This window comes from Nonomuraea sp. NPDC050540 (genome assembly GCF_044457485.1).
Classification (GTDB): Bacteria; Actinomycetota; Actinomycetes; order Streptosporangiales; family Streptosporangiaceae; genus Nonomuraea.
Window position 1 is genome coordinate 469,339 of sequence record NZ_JBITHA010000004.1, and the last position, 15,721, is coordinate 485,059.

The 15,721-nt window shown below is 71.0% G+C and carries 16 protein-coding genes; 14 read left to right on the forward strand and 2 right to left on the reverse strand.

What is annotated here, in order from left to right:
- Nucleotides 1-63 precede the first annotated feature (63 nt).
- The 8 genes from ACIBI5_RS16775 to ACIBI5_RS16810 all read left to right on the forward strand — a co-directional run bounded on the left by ACIBI5_RS16775 (nt 64) and on the right by ACIBI5_RS16810 (nt 8,190).
- A complete protein-coding gene (locus ACIBI5_RS16775) occupies nt 64-741 on the forward strand; it encodes a redox-sensing transcriptional repressor Rex (protein ID WP_379611408.1) in 678 nt (225 codons plus the stop codon).
- The gene (locus ACIBI5_RS16780; RefSeq protein ID WP_397247616.1) at nt 738-2,006 is read left to right on the forward strand and encodes a glutamyl-tRNA reductase; all 1,269 of its coding nucleotides are present in this window, start codon (nt 738-740) and stop codon (nt 2,004-2,006) included. The genes ACIBI5_RS16775 and ACIBI5_RS16780 overlap by 4 nt, the downstream gene beginning before the upstream one ends.
- Nucleotides 2,003-2,908 carry a hydroxymethylbilane synthase gene (gene hemC / locus ACIBI5_RS16785; protein ID WP_397247618.1) on the forward strand — a complete coding sequence of 302 codons (906 nt, stop codon included), beginning with the start codon at nt 2,003-2,005 and terminating at the stop codon, nt 2,906-2,908. The genes ACIBI5_RS16780 and hemC overlap by 4 nt, the downstream gene beginning before the upstream one ends.
- Nucleotides 2,905-4,446, forward strand: a complete 1,542-nt coding sequence (locus ACIBI5_RS16790) for a uroporphyrinogen-III synthase (protein WP_397247620.1) — start codon at nt 2,905-2,907, stop codon at nt 4,444-4,446. The genes hemC and ACIBI5_RS16790 overlap by 4 nt, the downstream gene beginning before the upstream one ends.
- Before the next feature lie 12 nt (nt 4,447-4,458).
- Nucleotides 4,459-5,442 carry a porphobilinogen synthase gene (hemB, locus tag ACIBI5_RS16795; RefSeq protein WP_397247622.1) on the forward strand — a complete coding sequence of 328 codons (984 nt, stop codon included), beginning with the start codon at nt 4,459-4,461 and terminating at the stop codon, nt 5,440-5,442.
- A gap of 136 nt (nt 5,443-5,578) precedes the next feature.
- A complete protein-coding gene (locus ACIBI5_RS16800; RefSeq protein ID WP_397247624.1) occupies nt 5,579-6,220 on the forward strand; it encodes a bifunctional DNA primase/polymerase in 642 nt (213 codons plus the stop codon).
- Nucleotides 6,221-6,253: 33 nt separating this feature from the next.
- The gene (gene hemL / locus ACIBI5_RS16805; protein WP_397247626.1) at nt 6,254-7,543 is read left to right on the forward strand and encodes a glutamate-1-semialdehyde 2,1-aminomutase; all 1,290 of its coding nucleotides are present in this window, start codon (nt 6,254-6,256) and stop codon (nt 7,541-7,543) included.
- A 53-nt stretch (nt 7,544-7,596) separates the two neighbouring features.
- Entirely contained in the window at nt 7,597-8,190 is a 594-nt protein-coding gene (locus ACIBI5_RS16810) for a GNAT family N-acetyltransferase (RefSeq protein WP_379638221.1), read from the forward strand.
- On the opposite strand, the gene ACIBI5_RS16815 is transcribed toward ACIBI5_RS16810, so the two are convergent.
- Nucleotides 8,109-9,005, reverse strand: coding sequence for an EamA family transporter (locus ACIBI5_RS16815; protein WP_397247628.1), 897 nt, complete (start codon nt 9,003-9,005; stop codon nt 8,109-8,111). The genes ACIBI5_RS16810 and ACIBI5_RS16815 overlap by 82 nt on opposite strands.
- A 196-nt stretch (nt 9,006-9,201) precedes the next feature.
- Here ACIBI5_RS16815 and ACIBI5_RS16820 point away from each other — a divergent pair, with 196 nt between their 5' ends.
- Nucleotides 9,202-10,101: a LysR family transcriptional regulator gene (locus tag ACIBI5_RS16820; RefSeq protein WP_397247630.1), complete on the forward strand. Its 900-nt coding sequence runs from the start codon at nt 9,202-9,204 to the stop codon at nt 10,099-10,101.
- A 15-nt stretch (nt 10,102-10,116) separates the two neighbouring features.
- Here ACIBI5_RS16820 and ACIBI5_RS16825 read toward each other — a convergent pair whose 3' ends face one another.
- Entirely contained in the window at nt 10,117-10,974 is an 858-nt protein-coding gene (locus ACIBI5_RS16825) for an EamA family transporter (RefSeq protein WP_397247632.1), read from the reverse strand.
- A 238-nt stretch (nt 10,975-11,212) separates the two neighbouring features.
- Here ACIBI5_RS16825 and ACIBI5_RS16830 point away from each other — a divergent pair, with 238 nt between their 5' ends.
- The 5 genes from ACIBI5_RS16830 (at nt 11,213) to ccsA (ending at nt 15,711) form a co-directional block, all read left to right on the forward strand.
- Entirely contained in the window at nt 11,213-11,851 is a 639-nt protein-coding gene (locus ACIBI5_RS16830) for a histidine phosphatase family protein (protein WP_397247634.1), read from the forward strand.
- A 79-nt stretch (nt 11,852-11,930) separates the two neighbouring features.
- Nucleotides 11,931-12,497, forward strand: coding sequence for a TlpA family protein disulfide reductase (locus ACIBI5_RS16835; protein WP_397247636.1), 567 nt, complete (start codon nt 11,931-11,933; stop codon nt 12,495-12,497).
- A complete protein-coding gene (locus ACIBI5_RS16840) occupies nt 12,490-13,212 on the forward strand; it encodes a cytochrome c biogenesis CcdA family protein (protein ID WP_397247638.1) in 723 nt (240 codons plus the stop codon). Before ACIBI5_RS16835 ends, ACIBI5_RS16840 begins: the two co-directional genes overlap by 8 nt.
- Entirely contained in the window at nt 13,212-14,774 is a 1,563-nt protein-coding gene (locus ACIBI5_RS16845; protein WP_397247640.1) for a cytochrome c biogenesis protein ResB, read from the forward strand. The genes ACIBI5_RS16840 and ACIBI5_RS16845 overlap by 1 nt, the downstream gene beginning before the upstream one ends.
- Complete coding sequence (gene ccsA, locus ACIBI5_RS16850) at nt 14,764-15,711, forward strand: cytochrome c biogenesis protein CcsA (RefSeq protein WP_397247642.1); 948 nt, start codon at nt 14,764-14,766, stop codon at nt 15,709-15,711. Before ACIBI5_RS16845 ends, ccsA begins: the two co-directional genes overlap by 11 nt.
- The last annotated feature ends 10 nt before the right edge of the window (nt 15,712-15,721 follow it).

Consider the following 15,721-nt stretch of genomic DNA (forward strand, 5'->3'; position numbering starts at 1 on the left):
GAAAGGCGGTTCGATTCCCATGACGCGGCCGAGAGGCCGCCCGTTCCCCTGGAGCTCCGGCACGTGAAGAGCCCGTCCCAGCCCCGTGACCGAGGCATACCCGAGGCGACGGTCGCACGGCTCCCGCTGTATCTGCGGGCGCTGAACGGGATGGCCGAGCGCGGGATCGCCACGGTCTCGTCTGAGGACCTGGCGGCCGCCGCCGGCGTCAATTCGGCCAAGCTCCGCAAGGATCTGTCGCATCTGGGGTCGTACGGCACGCGCGGGGTGGGTTACGACGTTGAGTATCTCGTGTACCAGATCTCGCGGGAGCTGGGCCTGACCCAGGACTGGGCCGTCGCCATCGTCGGCGTCGGCAACCTCGGCCGTGCCCTCGCGAACTACGGCGGTTTCGTGTCCCGGGGGTTCCGGATCGCCGCCCTGCTCGACGCCGACCCCGAAATCGTGGGCGACGACATCGCGGGGTTGAATGTTGAACACATCGACGAACTGGAAGCCGTGATCGGGCGGCGCGGGGTCTCCATCGTGGTCCTCGCGACACCCGCGGCGGCAGCTCAGGAAGTGTGCGACCGAGTGGTGACCGCGGGCGTGACCAGCATCCTGAACTTTGCTCCTGTCGTACTTTCTGTGCCGGACAGCGTCGATGTCCGTAAGGTTGACCTATCAATCGAACTGCAGATCCTTGCGTTCCATGAGCAACGCAAAGCTGGGGGGCCACTCATGGCCGTGGACAGTCAATGAGTGTTCTGACGATCGGGCTCAGCCACCGGACGGCTCCGGTGGCCATGCTCGAACGTGTCTCGGTGTCGGGGGACACTCTCTCCAAACTCATCTACGACGTGCAGCAGGACGTCTGCGTCGCCGAAGCGATGGTGGTCTCGACCTGCAACCGGGTCGAGGTCTACGCCGCCGTGGACCGTTTCCACGCGGCCGTCACGGCGATCAGCAGGCTGCTGAGCGTCCATTCCGGCGTGCCCGTCGACGAGCTCACGCCACACCTGTACGTCCACTATGAGGACCGCGCGGTCGAGCACCTGTTCTCGGTGGTGTCCGGCCTCGACTCGATGGTGGTCGGCGAGGGGCAGATCCTCGGCCAGATGCGCGGGGCGCTCAAGCTCGCCCAGAAGCACGGCACCGTCGGCGCCACGCTGAACGAGCTCGTCCAGCAGGCGCTGCGCGTGGGCAAGCGGGCCCACGCCGACACCGACATCGACCAGGCGGGCGCGTCCCTGGTCTCGGCGGGCCTCGCCTTCGTCGGGCCGCTGGAGGGCAAGCGGGTGCTGATCGTCGGCGCCGGCTCGATGAGCGCGCTGGCCGCCGCCACGCTCTCCCGCGCGGGCGCCGGCGAGATCGTGGTGGCCAACCGCACCTTCGAGCGAGGCGTACGGCTCGCCGAGCGCGTGGGCGGCCGGGCGGTGCCGCTGCGCGAGGTTCCCCGGGAACTCGCCGCGGCCGACCTTGTGATCACGTGCACCGGCGGAGGGTCGCACGTGGTCACCCCGGCCATGCTCGCCGGCCGGCCCGCCGGAGAGGTGTTCCTGCTCGACCTGGCGCTGCCCCACGACGTGGACCCGGCGGTGCGCGAGCTGCCCGGCGTCACGCTGGTGGACCTGGAGACCATCCAGGAGTCGGGCATCGGCTCGCGGGAGGGCGACGCCGTACAGACGGTGCGCGCGCTCGTCGCCGACGAGCTGACGGCCTTCCTGAACGCCGAGCGCGCGGCCAGGGTCACCCCGACCGTGGTGGCGCTGCGCAGCAAGGCCGCCGACGTCGTCGAGGCCGAGCTCGGCCGCCTGCTCATGCGTCTGCCCGAACTCGACGACAAGGCGCGCGGCGAAGTGACGCAGACCGTGCAGCGCGTGGTGGACAAACTCCTTCATGAGCCCACTGTGCGTGTCAAACAGCTCGCCACCTCCCCAGGGGGGGATCATTATGCGGAAGCTCTGCGCGAGCTGTTCGACCTGGATCCGAAGATGCCCGAGGCCGTGAGGGAGGTGGAGCTGTGACCCTGAAGCTGGGGACGCGCAGGAGCCTGCTGGCGACCACGCAGTCGCAGATGGTCGCCGACGGCTACACCCGCGCGACCGGCCGGACGATCGAGATGGTCGGCATCACGACCTTCGGCGACGTGACCAAGGCGCACCTGGCGCAGCTCGGCGGCACCGGCGTGTTCGTCAGCGCGCTGCGCGACAAGCTGGTTGACGGCGAGATCGACTTCGCCGTCCACTCGCTCAAGGACCTGCCGACCAAGCGGGACGAGCGCTTCACGCTGGCCGCCCTGCCCGCCCGCCACGACCACCGCGACGCGCTGGTCGGCGCGCACAAGCTGGCCGACCTGCCGCCCGGCGCCAGGGTCGGCACCGGCTCGCCGCGCCGGGTCGCGATGCTGCGGGCGCTCCGGCCCGACCTGGAGTACGTCCCGATCCGCGGCAACGCCGACACCCGGATCGGCAAGGTAACCTCGGGCGAGCTCGACGCCGTCGTACTCGCCTCGGCGGGTCTGACCAGGATCGGGCGCGACACGGAGATCGCCCAGATCTTCGAGGTCGAGGAGATGCTGCCCGCGCCCGGCCAGGGCGCGCTGGCGGTGGAGTGCCTCGCCGGCCGCGCCGACCTGATCGCCTTCCTTGGTGTGCTCGACGACCCGCGGACCCGCTCCGCGGTCGCGGCCGAGCGCGCCGTTCTGTCCGCTCTCGAGGCAGGGTGCTCCGCTCCGGTGGGTGCCTTCGCCGCCGATGACGGGCAGACTCTGAACCTGACCGCCGCCGTCGTCTCGCTCGACGGCCAGGCTGCGGTCCGCAAGTCCGCCGCCGGCCCGTCCTCGGACGCCGATCGCCTGGGCCGCCTTCTGGCGGCCGAGATGCTCGCCGAGGGGGCCGACAGATTGATGGGGGAGCATTCCCATTGAGCGCCGATAGTCCCACCTCCGGTTTCGTGGCGTTCGTGGGTGCGGGTCCAGGTGACCCGAACCTGCTGACGTTGCGTGGTGCCGAGCTGCTAGGCAAGGCCGACGCGGTGGTCCTCGACGAGGACCTCTTCGGCCCGCTGCTCAAGCACTGCCGCGAGGGCGTCGAAGTGGTCGAGGGCGACTACCTCAAGCGTGCCGGTGACGGCGGGCTGGTGGTACGCCTGTGCGAGGGCGACCCGATGCTGTTCTCCTCGATCACCGAGGAGGTCGCCGCCTGCACCGCCGCCGGGGTGGACTTCGAGATCGTGCCTGGTGTGCCGCCCGCGACCGCGGTGCTCACCTACGCGGGCATCCCGCCGGCGGACGATGTGCCCGAGTTCCGTGTGGTCGACGCCGCACAGGATCAGGACTGGGCCTCGCACGCCGCCTGCCCCGGCACGCTGGTGATCTACAACGGCATCGGCGACGCCGTGGCCATCGGCAAGGCGCTCATCTCGGGCGGCAAGCCCGACAGCACGCCGGTCGCGGTCAGCAGCAGCGGCACCACGACCGAGCAGTTCACCGTGGCGACCACGCTGGGCAGGTTGCAGCCCGACCTCAAGCACGCCGGGTTCACCGAGCCCGCGCTGATCGTCGTGGGCGAGGCCGTCGGGCTGCGCGACAAGCTGTCGTGGTTCGAGACCAAGCCGCTGTTCGGCTGGCGGGTCCTGGTGCCGCGTACCAAGGAGCAGTCCAAGGCGCTGTCGGAGCAGTTGCTCTCCTACGGCGCGGTGCCCGACGAGGTGCCGACCATCTCGGTCGAGCCGCCCCGTACGCCGCAGCAGATGGACCGGGCCATCAAGGGCCTGGTCACCGGCCGCTACGAGTGGGTCGCCTTCACCAGCTCCAACGCCGTCAAGGCGGTGCGCGAGAAGTTCGAGGAGTACGGGCTCGACGCGCGGGCCTTCGCCGGGCTCAAGGTGGCCGCGGTGGGCGAGGCGACCGCGAGGGCGCTGGTCGAGTTCGGCGTCAAGCCGGACCTGCTGCCCTCGGGCGAGCAGTCGTCGGAGGGCCTGGTCGCCGAGTGGCCGCCCTACGACTCGATGCTCGACCCGATCAACCGGGTGCTGCTGCCCAGGGCCGACATCTCCACCGACACGCTCGTGGCCGGGCTGACCGAGCTGGGCTGGGAGTGCGACGACGTCACGGCGTACCGGACCGTGCGGGCGGCGCCGCCGCCCGCGCCGATCCGCGAGGCGATCAAGGGCGGCGGGTTCGACGCGGTGCTGTTCACCTCGTCCTCGACCGTGCGCAACCTGGTCGGCATCGCCGGCAAGCCGCACAACGTCACCGTCATCGCGGTCATCGGCCCGCAGACGGCCAAAACGGCCGAGGAGTTCGGCCTGCGTGTGGATGTCATGGCGGACAGGCCATCGGCCTCCGCGCTGGCCGCCGCCCTCGCCGAGTACGGTGCTAAGCAGAGGCAGGCGGCGATCGCCGCGGGTGACACCCCGCGTAAGCCCTCGCAGAACCGCCGTGGGGCACGCCGCCGCAAATAGGAGTTTCGTCACATGAGTGCTGAGTTCCCCGCCGCACGTCCGCGGCGGCTTCGCCGTACCCCTGTCATGAGACGGATGGTCGCGGGCACGCGTCTGCACCCGTCGCAGCTGATCCTGCCGGCCTTCCTCAAGGAGGGCCTCGCCGAGCCGAGTCCCGTGGCCTCGATGCCCGGCGTCTACCAACACACCCGCGAGTCGCTGCGCAAGGCCGCCCACGAGGCGGCGGAGGCGGGCGTGGGCGGGCTGATCCTGTTCGGCATCCCGGCGGTGAAGGACGCCCGCGGCTCGGCGGCCGACGACCCCGACGGGATTCTCCAGCAGGCACTGCGCGAGGTGAACGCCGAGGTCGGTGATGCGATCGTGGTGATGGCCGACACCTGCCTGGACGAGTTCACCGACCACGGGCACTGCGGATTGCTGACTCCCGACGGCGAGGTGGACAACGACGCCACGCTGGAGCGCTACGCCTCGATGGCGGTGGCGCAGGCCGAGGCCGGCTCCCAGATGATCGCCCCGAGCGGGATGATGGACGGCCAGGTCGGCGTGATCCGCGCCGCCCTGGACGGGGCGGGCTTCTCCCACCTGCCGATCATGGCCTACACGGCCAAGTACGCCTCGGCGTTCTTCGGCCCCTTCCGCGACGCCGCCGAGTGCGCGCCACAGTTCGGCGACCGCGCCTCCCACCAGCAGGACCCCGCGGGGCCGCTGGAGGAGGCGATGCGTGAGGTACGTCTGGACCTCGCGGAAGGCGCCGACGTGGTCATGGTCAAGCCGGCGATGTCCTACCTCGACGTCATCCGCCAGTTCCGCGACAACGTGGACGTGCCGGTGGCGGCCTACCAGGTCAGCGGCGAGTACGCGATGATCGAGGCGGCCGCGGCCAACGGCTGGATCGACCGCGAGCGGATGATCATGGAGTCGCTGATCGGGATCCGGCGCGCCGGAGCCGACCTGATCCTCACCTACTGGGCCACCGAGGTGGCTCGGCGTCTCTAGGTGGGGGTTTCCCGCTCACCCCTGCGACCTGTGCGTTAGAGTGCGATAACAAGTGCTGGTGTGTCCCAGGTGGCGCGTTGGAGCCCCGGGGTCAGGGACCTCCTCAGGCGCGCGGGATTTTCGAACGGGAGTCACCATGGTCGGGGTACCACTCGCTCGGCGTACGCGGAAGCGGGCCGCGAAACTCACGCGCCCGACCAGAATCGACGCGGTGCTGGGCTATGCCGCTCTCGGGTGGCCCAGCGCGCCGGGGGCGCATCCGCTGCGGCACGGGCCGCGCGCCTGCTCCTGTGACCGCCTAGGCTGTCCCGACCCCGGCGCGCATCCGCTCTCCCCGGCCTGGCACCTCCAGGCCACGACCGACGCCACCCAGCTCACCCGGTGGTGGCAGCACGAGCCGGACGCCAACGTGATTCTCCCCACGGGACGCGTCTTCGATGTCTTCGACGTACCCCTGGCGGCCGGCCTCGCCGCGCTCACGCGCCTCGACGAAGCCGGCTCCCACTCAGGCCCGGTCGCCGCCAACGGCGACCGGGTTCTGTTTTACGTGGCCACGCGCGGCAACCCGGACGACGAGGACGAGTGGTGGTCCTGCCAGCTTGACTGCGACCCCGCGACCATCGACGACAACCCGGGGCTGCGCTGGCACTGCCGCGACAGCTACGTCCTCGCGCCGCCGTCCACGCTGCCCACCGGCCAGCCCGTCTCCTGGCTGCGCCCGCCGGACGGCCGCCCGCTGCCCGACCCGCTGCGCGTTCTGGAGCAGCTCACCGACTGACCGGGCTCGGGGGTCGGCCTCTACCCTGTAGGGGTGAGCCGCACTGACAAGTCTGAGAGCCTGTTCGACCGCGCCAGGACCATCGTGCCGGGAGGCGTGAACTCGCCCGTGCGCGCCTTCGGCGCCGTCGGCGGCACGCCGCGCTTCATGGCCGACGGCCAGGGCCCCTACATCACCGACGTCGACGGCAACCGCTACGTCGACCTGGTCTGCTCCTGGGGGCCGATGATCCTGGGCCACCGTCATCCCGCCGTCGTCGAGGCCGTCTCCGCGGCGCTTTCCCACGGCATGTCGTACGGCACCGCCACCCCGGGCGAGGTCGAACTCGCCGAGGAACTGGTCTCCCGGGTGGCGCCCGTGGAGAAGATCAGGCTGGTCAGCTCCGGCACCGAGGCCACCATGAGCGCGGTGCGCCTGGCCCGCGGCTTCACCGGCCGTTCCAAGGTGGTGAAGTTCGCCGGCTGCTACCACGGCCACGTGGACGCCCTGCTGGCCTCGGCCGGCTCCGGCGTGGTGACGTTCGGGCTGCCCGACACCCCCGGCGTGACCGGCGCGTCCGCGGCCGACACGATCGTGCTGCCGTACAACTCGCGCGAGGCGGTCGAGGAGGCCTTCGCCGCCGCCGAGATCGCGTGTGTGATCACCGAGGCGTGCCCGGCGAACATGGGCGTGGTGCCGCCATCGCCCGGCTTCAACGCGTTCCTGAAGGAGATCTGCGCCCGCAACGGCGCGCTGCTGATCGTCGACGAGGTGCTCACGGGCTTCCGCGTCTCCCGCTCCGGCTGGTACGGCCTGGACCCGGTCGACGCCGACCTGATGACCTTCGGCAAGGTGATGGGCGGCGGCCTGCCGGCGGCGGCCTTCGGCGGGCGGGCCGACGTGATGGCCAACCTGGCGCCCGAGGGCCCCGTCTACCAGGCGGGCACGCTGTCGGGCAATCCGCTGGCCTGCGCCGCGGGCCTGGCCACGCTGCGCAACCTCGACGAGGACGCCTACGCCCGCGTGGACGCCGCGGCCGCCACGGTCGCCCAGGCGGCCTCCGAGGCGCTGTCGGCCGAGGGCGTGCCGCACCGGCTGCAGGCGGCGGGCAGCCTGTTCTCGATCTTCTTCACCGACCGCGAGGTGAGCGACTTCGACGGGGCCAGGAGCCAGAACACCGCCGCGTTCACCGCCTTCTTCCACGCCATGCTCGATCGGGGCGTCTATCTGCCGCCGTCGGCGTACGAGGCGTGGTTCCTGTCGGCGTCGCACGACGACGAGGCCCTGAACCGCATCGGCGACGCCCTGCCCGCCGCCGCCAAGGCCGCCGCCGCGGTGGCCTGACCCGGCCGGATATTCGCAGGCGGCGAGCCGGCGTGTCGGGTACCGTCGACGTCATGGTGATCACCTGGCGCCGGCTCGCCGAGGACGACTTCCCGCTGGTGAAGCAGTGGCTGGAGCGGCCGCACGTGGCCCGGTGGTGGAACCACGAGACCTCGGCGGAGGCCGTCGCGCGCGACTTCGGCCCGGCGGCCCGGGGCGAGGAGCCGTCGGAGGACCTGCTGGTCTTCCTCGACGGCCGTCCGCTGGGTCTGGTGCAGCGTTCCCGATACGCCGACTACCCCGAGTACGCCGAGGAGCTGGCCCCGATCCTCGACGTGCCCGGCGGCGCGGTCAGCATCGACTACCTGATCGGCGACGAGGAACAGGTGGGCAAGGGCCTGGGTCCGTCGATGATCCGCGCGATCGTTGAGTCGACCTGGGCGGACCCGGAGGCGACCTGCGTGATCGTCCCGGTGTCCAAGGCCAACAGGGCCTCGTGGCGGGCGCTGGAGAAGGCGGGCCTGCGCCGGGTGGCGGAGGGCGAACTGGAGCCGGACAACCCGGTCGACGACCGGGACCACGTCATCTACCGGCTCGACCGCCCGGCGGGCGCGAGCGCCGGCGAGGGTGACGGCGAAGGGGCCGAGCGGGGGCGCGTACCGGCGTAAAGGACGCCGCAGACGATGAGAACGGCCGCGCCCGCCTTCGCCCAGCCGACGGGCTCACCGACGAACAGCGCGGCCGACGACATCCCGAACACCGGGATGAGCAGTGTGTAGGGGGCGACGACCGAGGCGTCGTAGCGGTGCAGCAGCCAGCCCCAGACGCCGAAGCCGCCGAGCGTGGAGATGAACGCCACGTAGCCCAGCGACAGCCAGCCCTCAAGCGGGGCGCTCAGCACGGGCACGCCTTCGACCGCGAACGACAGCAGGAACAGCGGCGGCGCCGACAGGGCGCTCACCCACACCATGAAGCGCAGCGAGTCGGGCGGCGCGGCCCGGCGCTGCATGATCGTCCCGACGCTCCACGAGGCGGCGGCGGCCACGCACAGCGCGAAGGCGCCGAACGGGCCCGAGGCGCCGAAGTCGACGGCGACGAGGACGAGGCCGCCGAGCGCGAGGGTCAGCCCGGTGATCCGGCGGCCGGTCAGCCGTTCGCCCAGCAGGGTTACCGCGAAGACGACGGTGAAGAGCGACTGGGCCTGCAGGACCAGTGAGGCGAGGCCGGGCGGCATCCCCGCCCGCATGCCGATGAGCAGAAAGCCGAACTGACCCACTCCAACCGCCGCCGCGACACCCGCGACCCAGCGCCACGGTACGCCTGGCCGTCCCACGAGCAAGAGCGCGGGGAAGGCGGCCAGGGCGAACCGGAGCGCCGCGTACAGCAGAGGCGGGAAGTGGCGCAGGCCCACTTCCATGACGACGAAGTTGAAGCCCCACACGGCCGCGAGGCCGACGGCGAGGGCCAGATGGCGCGGCCTCACTACTTGGAGGCGGGCTTCTGGGCGCGGATGCGCTGCTCGCGGGCCTGCTCGGCAAGCTTCTTGAGGTAGGAGGTCTCGGTCTTCTGTGCGGTGTTGTTTCTCATGCATATATTTTCTCTCGCTACACAATCAACCACAAGCGAGACTTTCTACGCTAAACCCTTTAGGATGGCTTACGAGAGGAGGCTCACACCTGATGCTGGATCTGAATCGGCTCAAAGCGCTGCACGCGGTGCACGTCTACGGCTCCGTGGGCGCCGCCGCCGACGCCCTCATGGTCACGCCCTCCGCGGTGTCGCAGCAGATCGCCAAGCTGGAGCGGGAGACCGGCTCACGGCTTATGGAGCGCAACGGGCGCGGTGTGCGGCTCACCGACGCCGCAGGGCTGCTCGCCGAGCACGCCGAGCGCATTCTGGCCCTGGTCGAGACCGCGGAGGCCGACTTCGAGGCGCTGCGCGGCGAGGTGGTCGGCAAGCTCCACGTCGGCTCCTTCCCGACGGCCGCCCGCGGCCTGATGCCGCCCGCGCTCGGCACGCTGCGCGAGCGCCACCCCGACCTGCAGATCCTGCTCAACGAGCGGGAGCCGGAGCGCGTGGTGCGCGAGGTCGCCAGGGGAGAGCTCGACCTGGGCGTCGTCCAGGACTGGCTCAACCGGCCCATGGCCATCCCCGACGGGCTGTCCAAGGCGATCCTGCTCGACGACATCGCCGACGTGATCCTGCCCGCCGACCACCCCCTGGCCGACCGCAGGGAGATCGAGCTGGCGGAGCTGAGCGGCGAGCGGTGGATCAGCTCCTCGCCCGGCACCATCTGCCACGACTGGCTGGTCTACACGCTGCGCAGCGCCGACCTCGAACCCGAGATCGTCTCGATGGCCGACGAGTACCCGACGCAGATGGCGCTGGTCGCCGGCGGTCTCGGCTGCGCGATCGTGCCCAGGCTGGGCCGTGACTGCATGCCGTCGCGGGTGCGCGCGATCCCCACCCTGCCCCGGCAGACCCGCCGCATCTACGCCATCTGGCGCACCGACGCCGCCCGCCGTCCCGCCATCAGAGCCATGGTCGAAGCCCTGAAAGAAGCCGGAGCCCCCACCTGAGCCCCTCAGGCGGGCTCAGCTGAGGGCGATCGTCACCACGCCGCCGAGGATCACCCCGGCGGCCAGGAGCCTGCGGCGCAGGTCACCCTCGGCCAGCAACCTGCCGCCGAGCAGGACCGCGATGAGCACGCTGATCTCCCGCGTCGGCGCCACCACGCTGACCGGCGCCATCGTGAACGCGAACAGCACCAGCAGGTAGGACAGCGGAATGAGCACGGCCGCACCCAGCACGCGCCAGCGGTGCTCGCGCCAGATCGCCCCGATCCGCAGCCGCCGCCCGCCCTTCAGCATCGCCGGGGTCAGCGCCAGCGCGCGCCCCGCCTCGCCCAGGTAGTTCAGCACCAGCGGCGCCACCGCGAACGCGCCGACCACCTGCGCGTCCCACACCGTGTACGCCGCGATGAACACCCCGGTCCCCAGCCCGAACCCCAGCCCACGGGCGTCGGCCCTGCCACCGCCGCTCATCATGAACACCCCGGCCCCGACCAGCGCGATGCCCGCGATCCCCGCGATGCCGGGCCGCTCGCCCAGGAACAGCACCGCCACCAGGCTGGCCAGCATCGGCCCGGTACCCCGCGCCACCGGATACACCGTCGACAGGTCGCCGTACCGGTAGCCGCGCTGCAGCAGGACGAAGTAGCCGAGGTGCAGCGCCGTGCTGACGCAGACCACCGCCACGTCGCTCCACCGCACCGACGTGTCCGTGACGAGCAGGAACCCGGCGAAAACCGGACCCCACATGACGGTCGAGGCGACCGCGACCAGCCAGAGGAAGACCAGGCCGTCGGCCTGGGAGGCCTTCTTGCTGAGGAGATTCCAGGTGGCGTGCGCCACGGCGGCGACGAGGACGAGAGCGAGGGCCCAGGCGTTCAAGCGATGAGCTCCTTCCGGGTACGCGGATAGGAGCCTCCAGGCTTTTGTCCCGTCAGCTGTACGGCCCAGGGCCGCGGCGCCGCTCGGACCTGTCTCCCCGGCCCTGGTTGTGGTTCATCAGGGCGGACCGGAACGCGGAACCCTAGGCGCAGTCAAGGCGACTTTACCTTCGGTGCCCTTTTCGGACGAGACCGGGTCGCCTGTCGGCGCCATCGAAACGGATAGGCTGTGCCACACCATGGCTGAGACCACCGTCGTTCACCTGCTGCGCCACGGTGAGGTGCACAATCCCCACGGCATCCTTTACGGCAGACTGCCCGGCTACCACCTGTCCGAGACGGGTCAGCAGATGGCCGAGATGGTCGCCAAGGCCGTCGCCGGCCGCGACATCGTGGCCCTGTACTCCTCCCCGCTGGAACGTGCCCGCGAGACCGCCGCACCGCTGGCCACCGCGCTCGGCCTGCCCGTGGAGCCCGACGACCGGCTGGTGGAGGCGGGCAACCTCCTGGAGGGCCGCACTGCCGGCCCGGGCCTCGGGATCCTGCGCGACCCGCGTAACTACCGCTACTTCTACAACCCGTGGAAGCCCTCGTGGGGCGAGCCGTACCTGGAGATCGTCCAGCGGATGCGCACGGTGATCGAGGACGCCCGCGCCGCCGCGCGCGGGCACGAGGCGGTGCTGGTCAGCCACCAGCTCCCGATCTGGGCGATCAGGCTGGCGGCCGAGGGACGCCGGTTGTCGCCCGACCCGCGGCGACGTCAGTGCGCCCTGGCCAGCCTCACCAGCCTCACCTTCGACCAGGACCGGCTGATCAGCGTCGGCTACAGCGAGCCCGCCGGGTCTCTGCGGAAAGGTCATGGTCCGCCGGGAGCCTGAGCCCTGGTGTTCGGGGCGTGCGACCTCGCCGGTAGAGTTGCAAGCTCTACCGGTTGTAGTACAAGGAGATCATCCTCCCGTGCGCGCGACGTCCCTCTCCCTCGCCCTGCTGACTGTCCTGGTCGCGGGGTGCGCGGGCAACCAGAGCGGCCAGCCGCAGGCCGGTGACACCCGCTTCATCGCCGGCGACGGGAAGATGCAGATCTTCCCCGCCGCCGAGCGCAAGCCCGCGCCCGCCGTCGAAGGGCCGACGCTCGACGGCGGCACCGCCTCGCTGGCCGGGCACAAGGGCAAGGTCGTGGTGATCAACTTCTGGGCTTCCTGGTGCGGGCCCTGCCGGGCCGAGGCACCGGTGCTCAAGGACGTCGCGGCCAAGACCAAGGCCACTGGCGTGGAGTTCCTCGGCATCGACTTCAAGGACCGTAAGGCCGACGCGATCGCGTTCGAGCGCACCGAGCAGTCCGGCTACCCGAGCATCTTCGACCAGCCCGGCGAGGTGGCGCTGTCCTTCCAGGGCACCGTGCCGCCGGCGGCCATCCCGTCCACGCTGATCATCGACAAGCAGGGCAGGATCGCGGCCAGGGCGCTGGGCGCGGTGAAGTTCACCGACCTGATGAACACCGTCACCAAGGTCCGCGATGAATGAGGTCGTGGCCTCGGGGTCGCTGCTGCTGGCCGTGCCGATCGCGGTGCTCGCCGGGATCGTGTCGTTCCTGTCGCCGTGCGTGCTGCCGCTGGTGCCGGGCTACCTGTCGTACGTGACCGGGATGAGCGCCGACCCCAAGCGCGGGCGGCTGGTGCTGGGCACCGTGCTGTTCGTGGCCGGGTTCGCGGTGGTGTTCGTGCTCAGCGGGGCGCTGTTCGGCGGGCTCGGCTCGCTGGTGCTGGGCAACGCCCAGGTGATCACGCGGGTGCTCGGGGTGCTGACGATCGTGCTCGGGCTGGCCTTCCTCGGCCTCGTACCGGGTTTCATGCGGGACGTGCGCATCCACCGCAAGCCCGCCGCCGGGCTGGCGGGGGCGCCGCTGCTCGGCATCGTGTTCGGGCTCGGCTGGACGCCGTGCATCGGCCCGACGCTGGCCGTCGTGCTCGCGCTCGGGCTGAACGAGGGCAGCGCGGCGCGCGGCGCGACCCTGGCCGTCTTCTACGCGCTGGGGCTCGGGCTGCCGTTCGTCGTGGCGGCGCTGGCGTACAGCAGGGCGCTGCGGACGTTCGCGGCGATCCGTAGGCACTCCCAGCTCATCACCCGCATCGGCGGGGGCATGATGGTCGCCGTCGGAGTCCTTCTCGTCACCGGGTTGTGGGGACAGATGATCGCGAGCCTGCAGGGGCTCATCGGCGGATTCCAGCCGGTGATCTGATGGCCGTTCAGGAGATGGAGAAGCAGGCGCCCAAGCCGCCCGGGTTCGGCCCGGTGGCCTGGCTGCGCTGGACGTGGCGCACGCTCACCTCGATGAAGACGGCGCTGCTCCTGCTGTTCTTGTTCGCGTTGGGCTCGATCCCCGGCTCGCTGATCCCGCAGCGCGGCGTCGAGCCGGACAAGGTCGCGCAGATCTACATCAACGACCCGGTCCGCGCCGAGTGGTACGAGCGCTTCCAGCTCTTCGACGTCTTCAACTCGGTCTGGTTCGCCGCGATCTACCTGCTGCTGTTCGCCTCGCTGGTCGGCTGCATCGTGCCGCGGACCACGACGTACTTCAAGGAACTGCGGCGCAAGCCGCCGGCCGCGCCCCGCCACCTGTCGCGCCTGCCCCACCACACGGTCCTCGACGGGGAGCTCACCGTGGAGGTGGCCGCCCGACGGCTGCGCAAGCTGCGCTTCCGCGTCGAGACCGGCGACGGCTGGGTCTCGGCCGAGAAGGGCTTCCTGCGCGAGACCGGCAACCTGCTCTTCCACATCTCCCTGCTCGGCCTGCTGGTCGCCGTGGGCATCGGCGCGGTGTTCGGCTACCGGGGCAACGTGCTGGTCGTGGAGGACGAGGGCTTCGCCAACACCGTCGCCGCCTACGACCGGTTCATACCGGGCAACCGGGTCTCGGCCGAGTCGCTGGAGCCGTTCTCCTTCACGCTCGACGAGTTCAAGGCCTCCTACCAGGTCGGCGGCGACCCGACGAAGGTCGGCCAGCCGCTCGACTTCTCGGCCCACCTCAAGGTCAGCGACGCGCCCGGCGCGCCCAAGCGCGACTACGAGCTGAAGGTCAACGAGCCGCTGGAGATCAACGGCACCCAGACCTACCTGATCGGCAACGGCTACGCGCCGTTCTTCCGCATCACCGACGGCAAGGGCCAGGTCGCCTTCGAGGGCGCGGTCCCGTGCCTGATCGAGTTCCCGGCCACCCGGGTCTCCGGCTGCGTGCTCAAGGCGCCCGACGCCCAGCCGGGTCAGCTCGGCTTCCTCATGCGCTTCCTGCCGACCATCGCGCCGGCCCAGGGCGGCGGCTTCACCTCCAGCTTCCCCGGCGACCTCATGCCGAGGGTTCAGGTCCTCGGCGCCTTCACGGGCGACTTCGGAGTGCGCTCGGGACGACCCCAGTCGGTGTACGAGCTGGCGCCGCCCGACGTCATGAAGAAGCTCAAGCCGCTGGTCATGGGCTCCACGGCACCCGAGCCGCTGGCCCCCGGCCAGTCGTTCGACCTGCCCGACGGACTCGGCAAGCTGGAGTTCGTCGAGGTCAAGGAGTGGATGACGCTCCAGATCGCCTACGATCCCGGCCGCGTGCCCGCCCTGCTCGCCGCCGGTCTCGCCACCGTGTCCATCGTGTTCTCGCTGGTGATCCGCCGCCGCCGCGTGTTCGTCCGGGTCAAGGACGGCGCGGCAGAGGTGGGCGGCCTCACCCGTACCGAGGGTTCCGCCGCGGGCTTCACCGAGGAGTTCGCCGACATCGTCAAGGTCCTATCAGCTGGAGACAAGGATGTCCGCTGAAGTACTGGCCGAGGCGAGCGACCAGCTCGTCGTCGGCGCCGTGCTCCTCTACCTCGCCGCCATGATCGGCTTCGCTCTGGAGCTGGCCTACGGCAAGGCCCGTACCGACGCGCCCGCCAAGGGCCGCGTCAAGCAGCCCGCGACCGTCGGCGCCCCGCAGGACGAGGCTCCCGACCAGATCGCGGTTCCCGCCGAGCCCGAGCCGCCCGCCTGGGCGGGCACCGCGGGCAAGGTGGGGATGGCCCTGGCCTGGGTCGGCTGGGGGGCCAACGCCGCCGCCATCGTCACCCGCGGGCTGGCGGTGGAGCGCTGGCCCTGGGGCAACATGTACGAGTTCGTGGTCGCCATCTGCCTGGCCGCCGTGACCGCGTTCCTGGCCACGCAGCTGCGCGCCAACGTGCGCTTCCTCGGCCCGTTCGTCATGGTCGTGGCGGTGCTCGGGCTCGGCGCCGCGGTGAAGTTCCTCTACACCGCCGCCGGTCCCGTGGTGCCCGCGCTCAACTCCTACTGGATCGCCATCCACGTCTCCGCCGCGATCCTGGCCAGCGGCCTGTTCATCGTGGCCGGCGCGGCCGGCGTGCTCTACCTCATCCGCGGCGACGGCCTCTCACGCCTGCCCACCCGCTCCGACCTGGAGCGGGTCGCGCACCGTGCGATCGTCGTGGCCTTCCCCGTCTGGACCTTCGCGGTGATCGCCGGCGCGCTGTGGGCCGACAAGGCGTGGGGGCGCTACTGGGGCTGGGACCCCAAGGAGGTCTGGTCGTTCATCACGTGGGTGGCCTACGCCGCCTACCTGCACGCAAGGGTCACGGCCGGCTGGCGCGGCAAAGCCGCCACGATCGTGCAGCTCGTCGCCTTCGGCTGCCTGATGTTCAACCTGGTCGGCGTCAACATCTTCCTCGGCGGCATGCACAGCTACGCCGACGTCGGCAACTAGCCGCGGACGC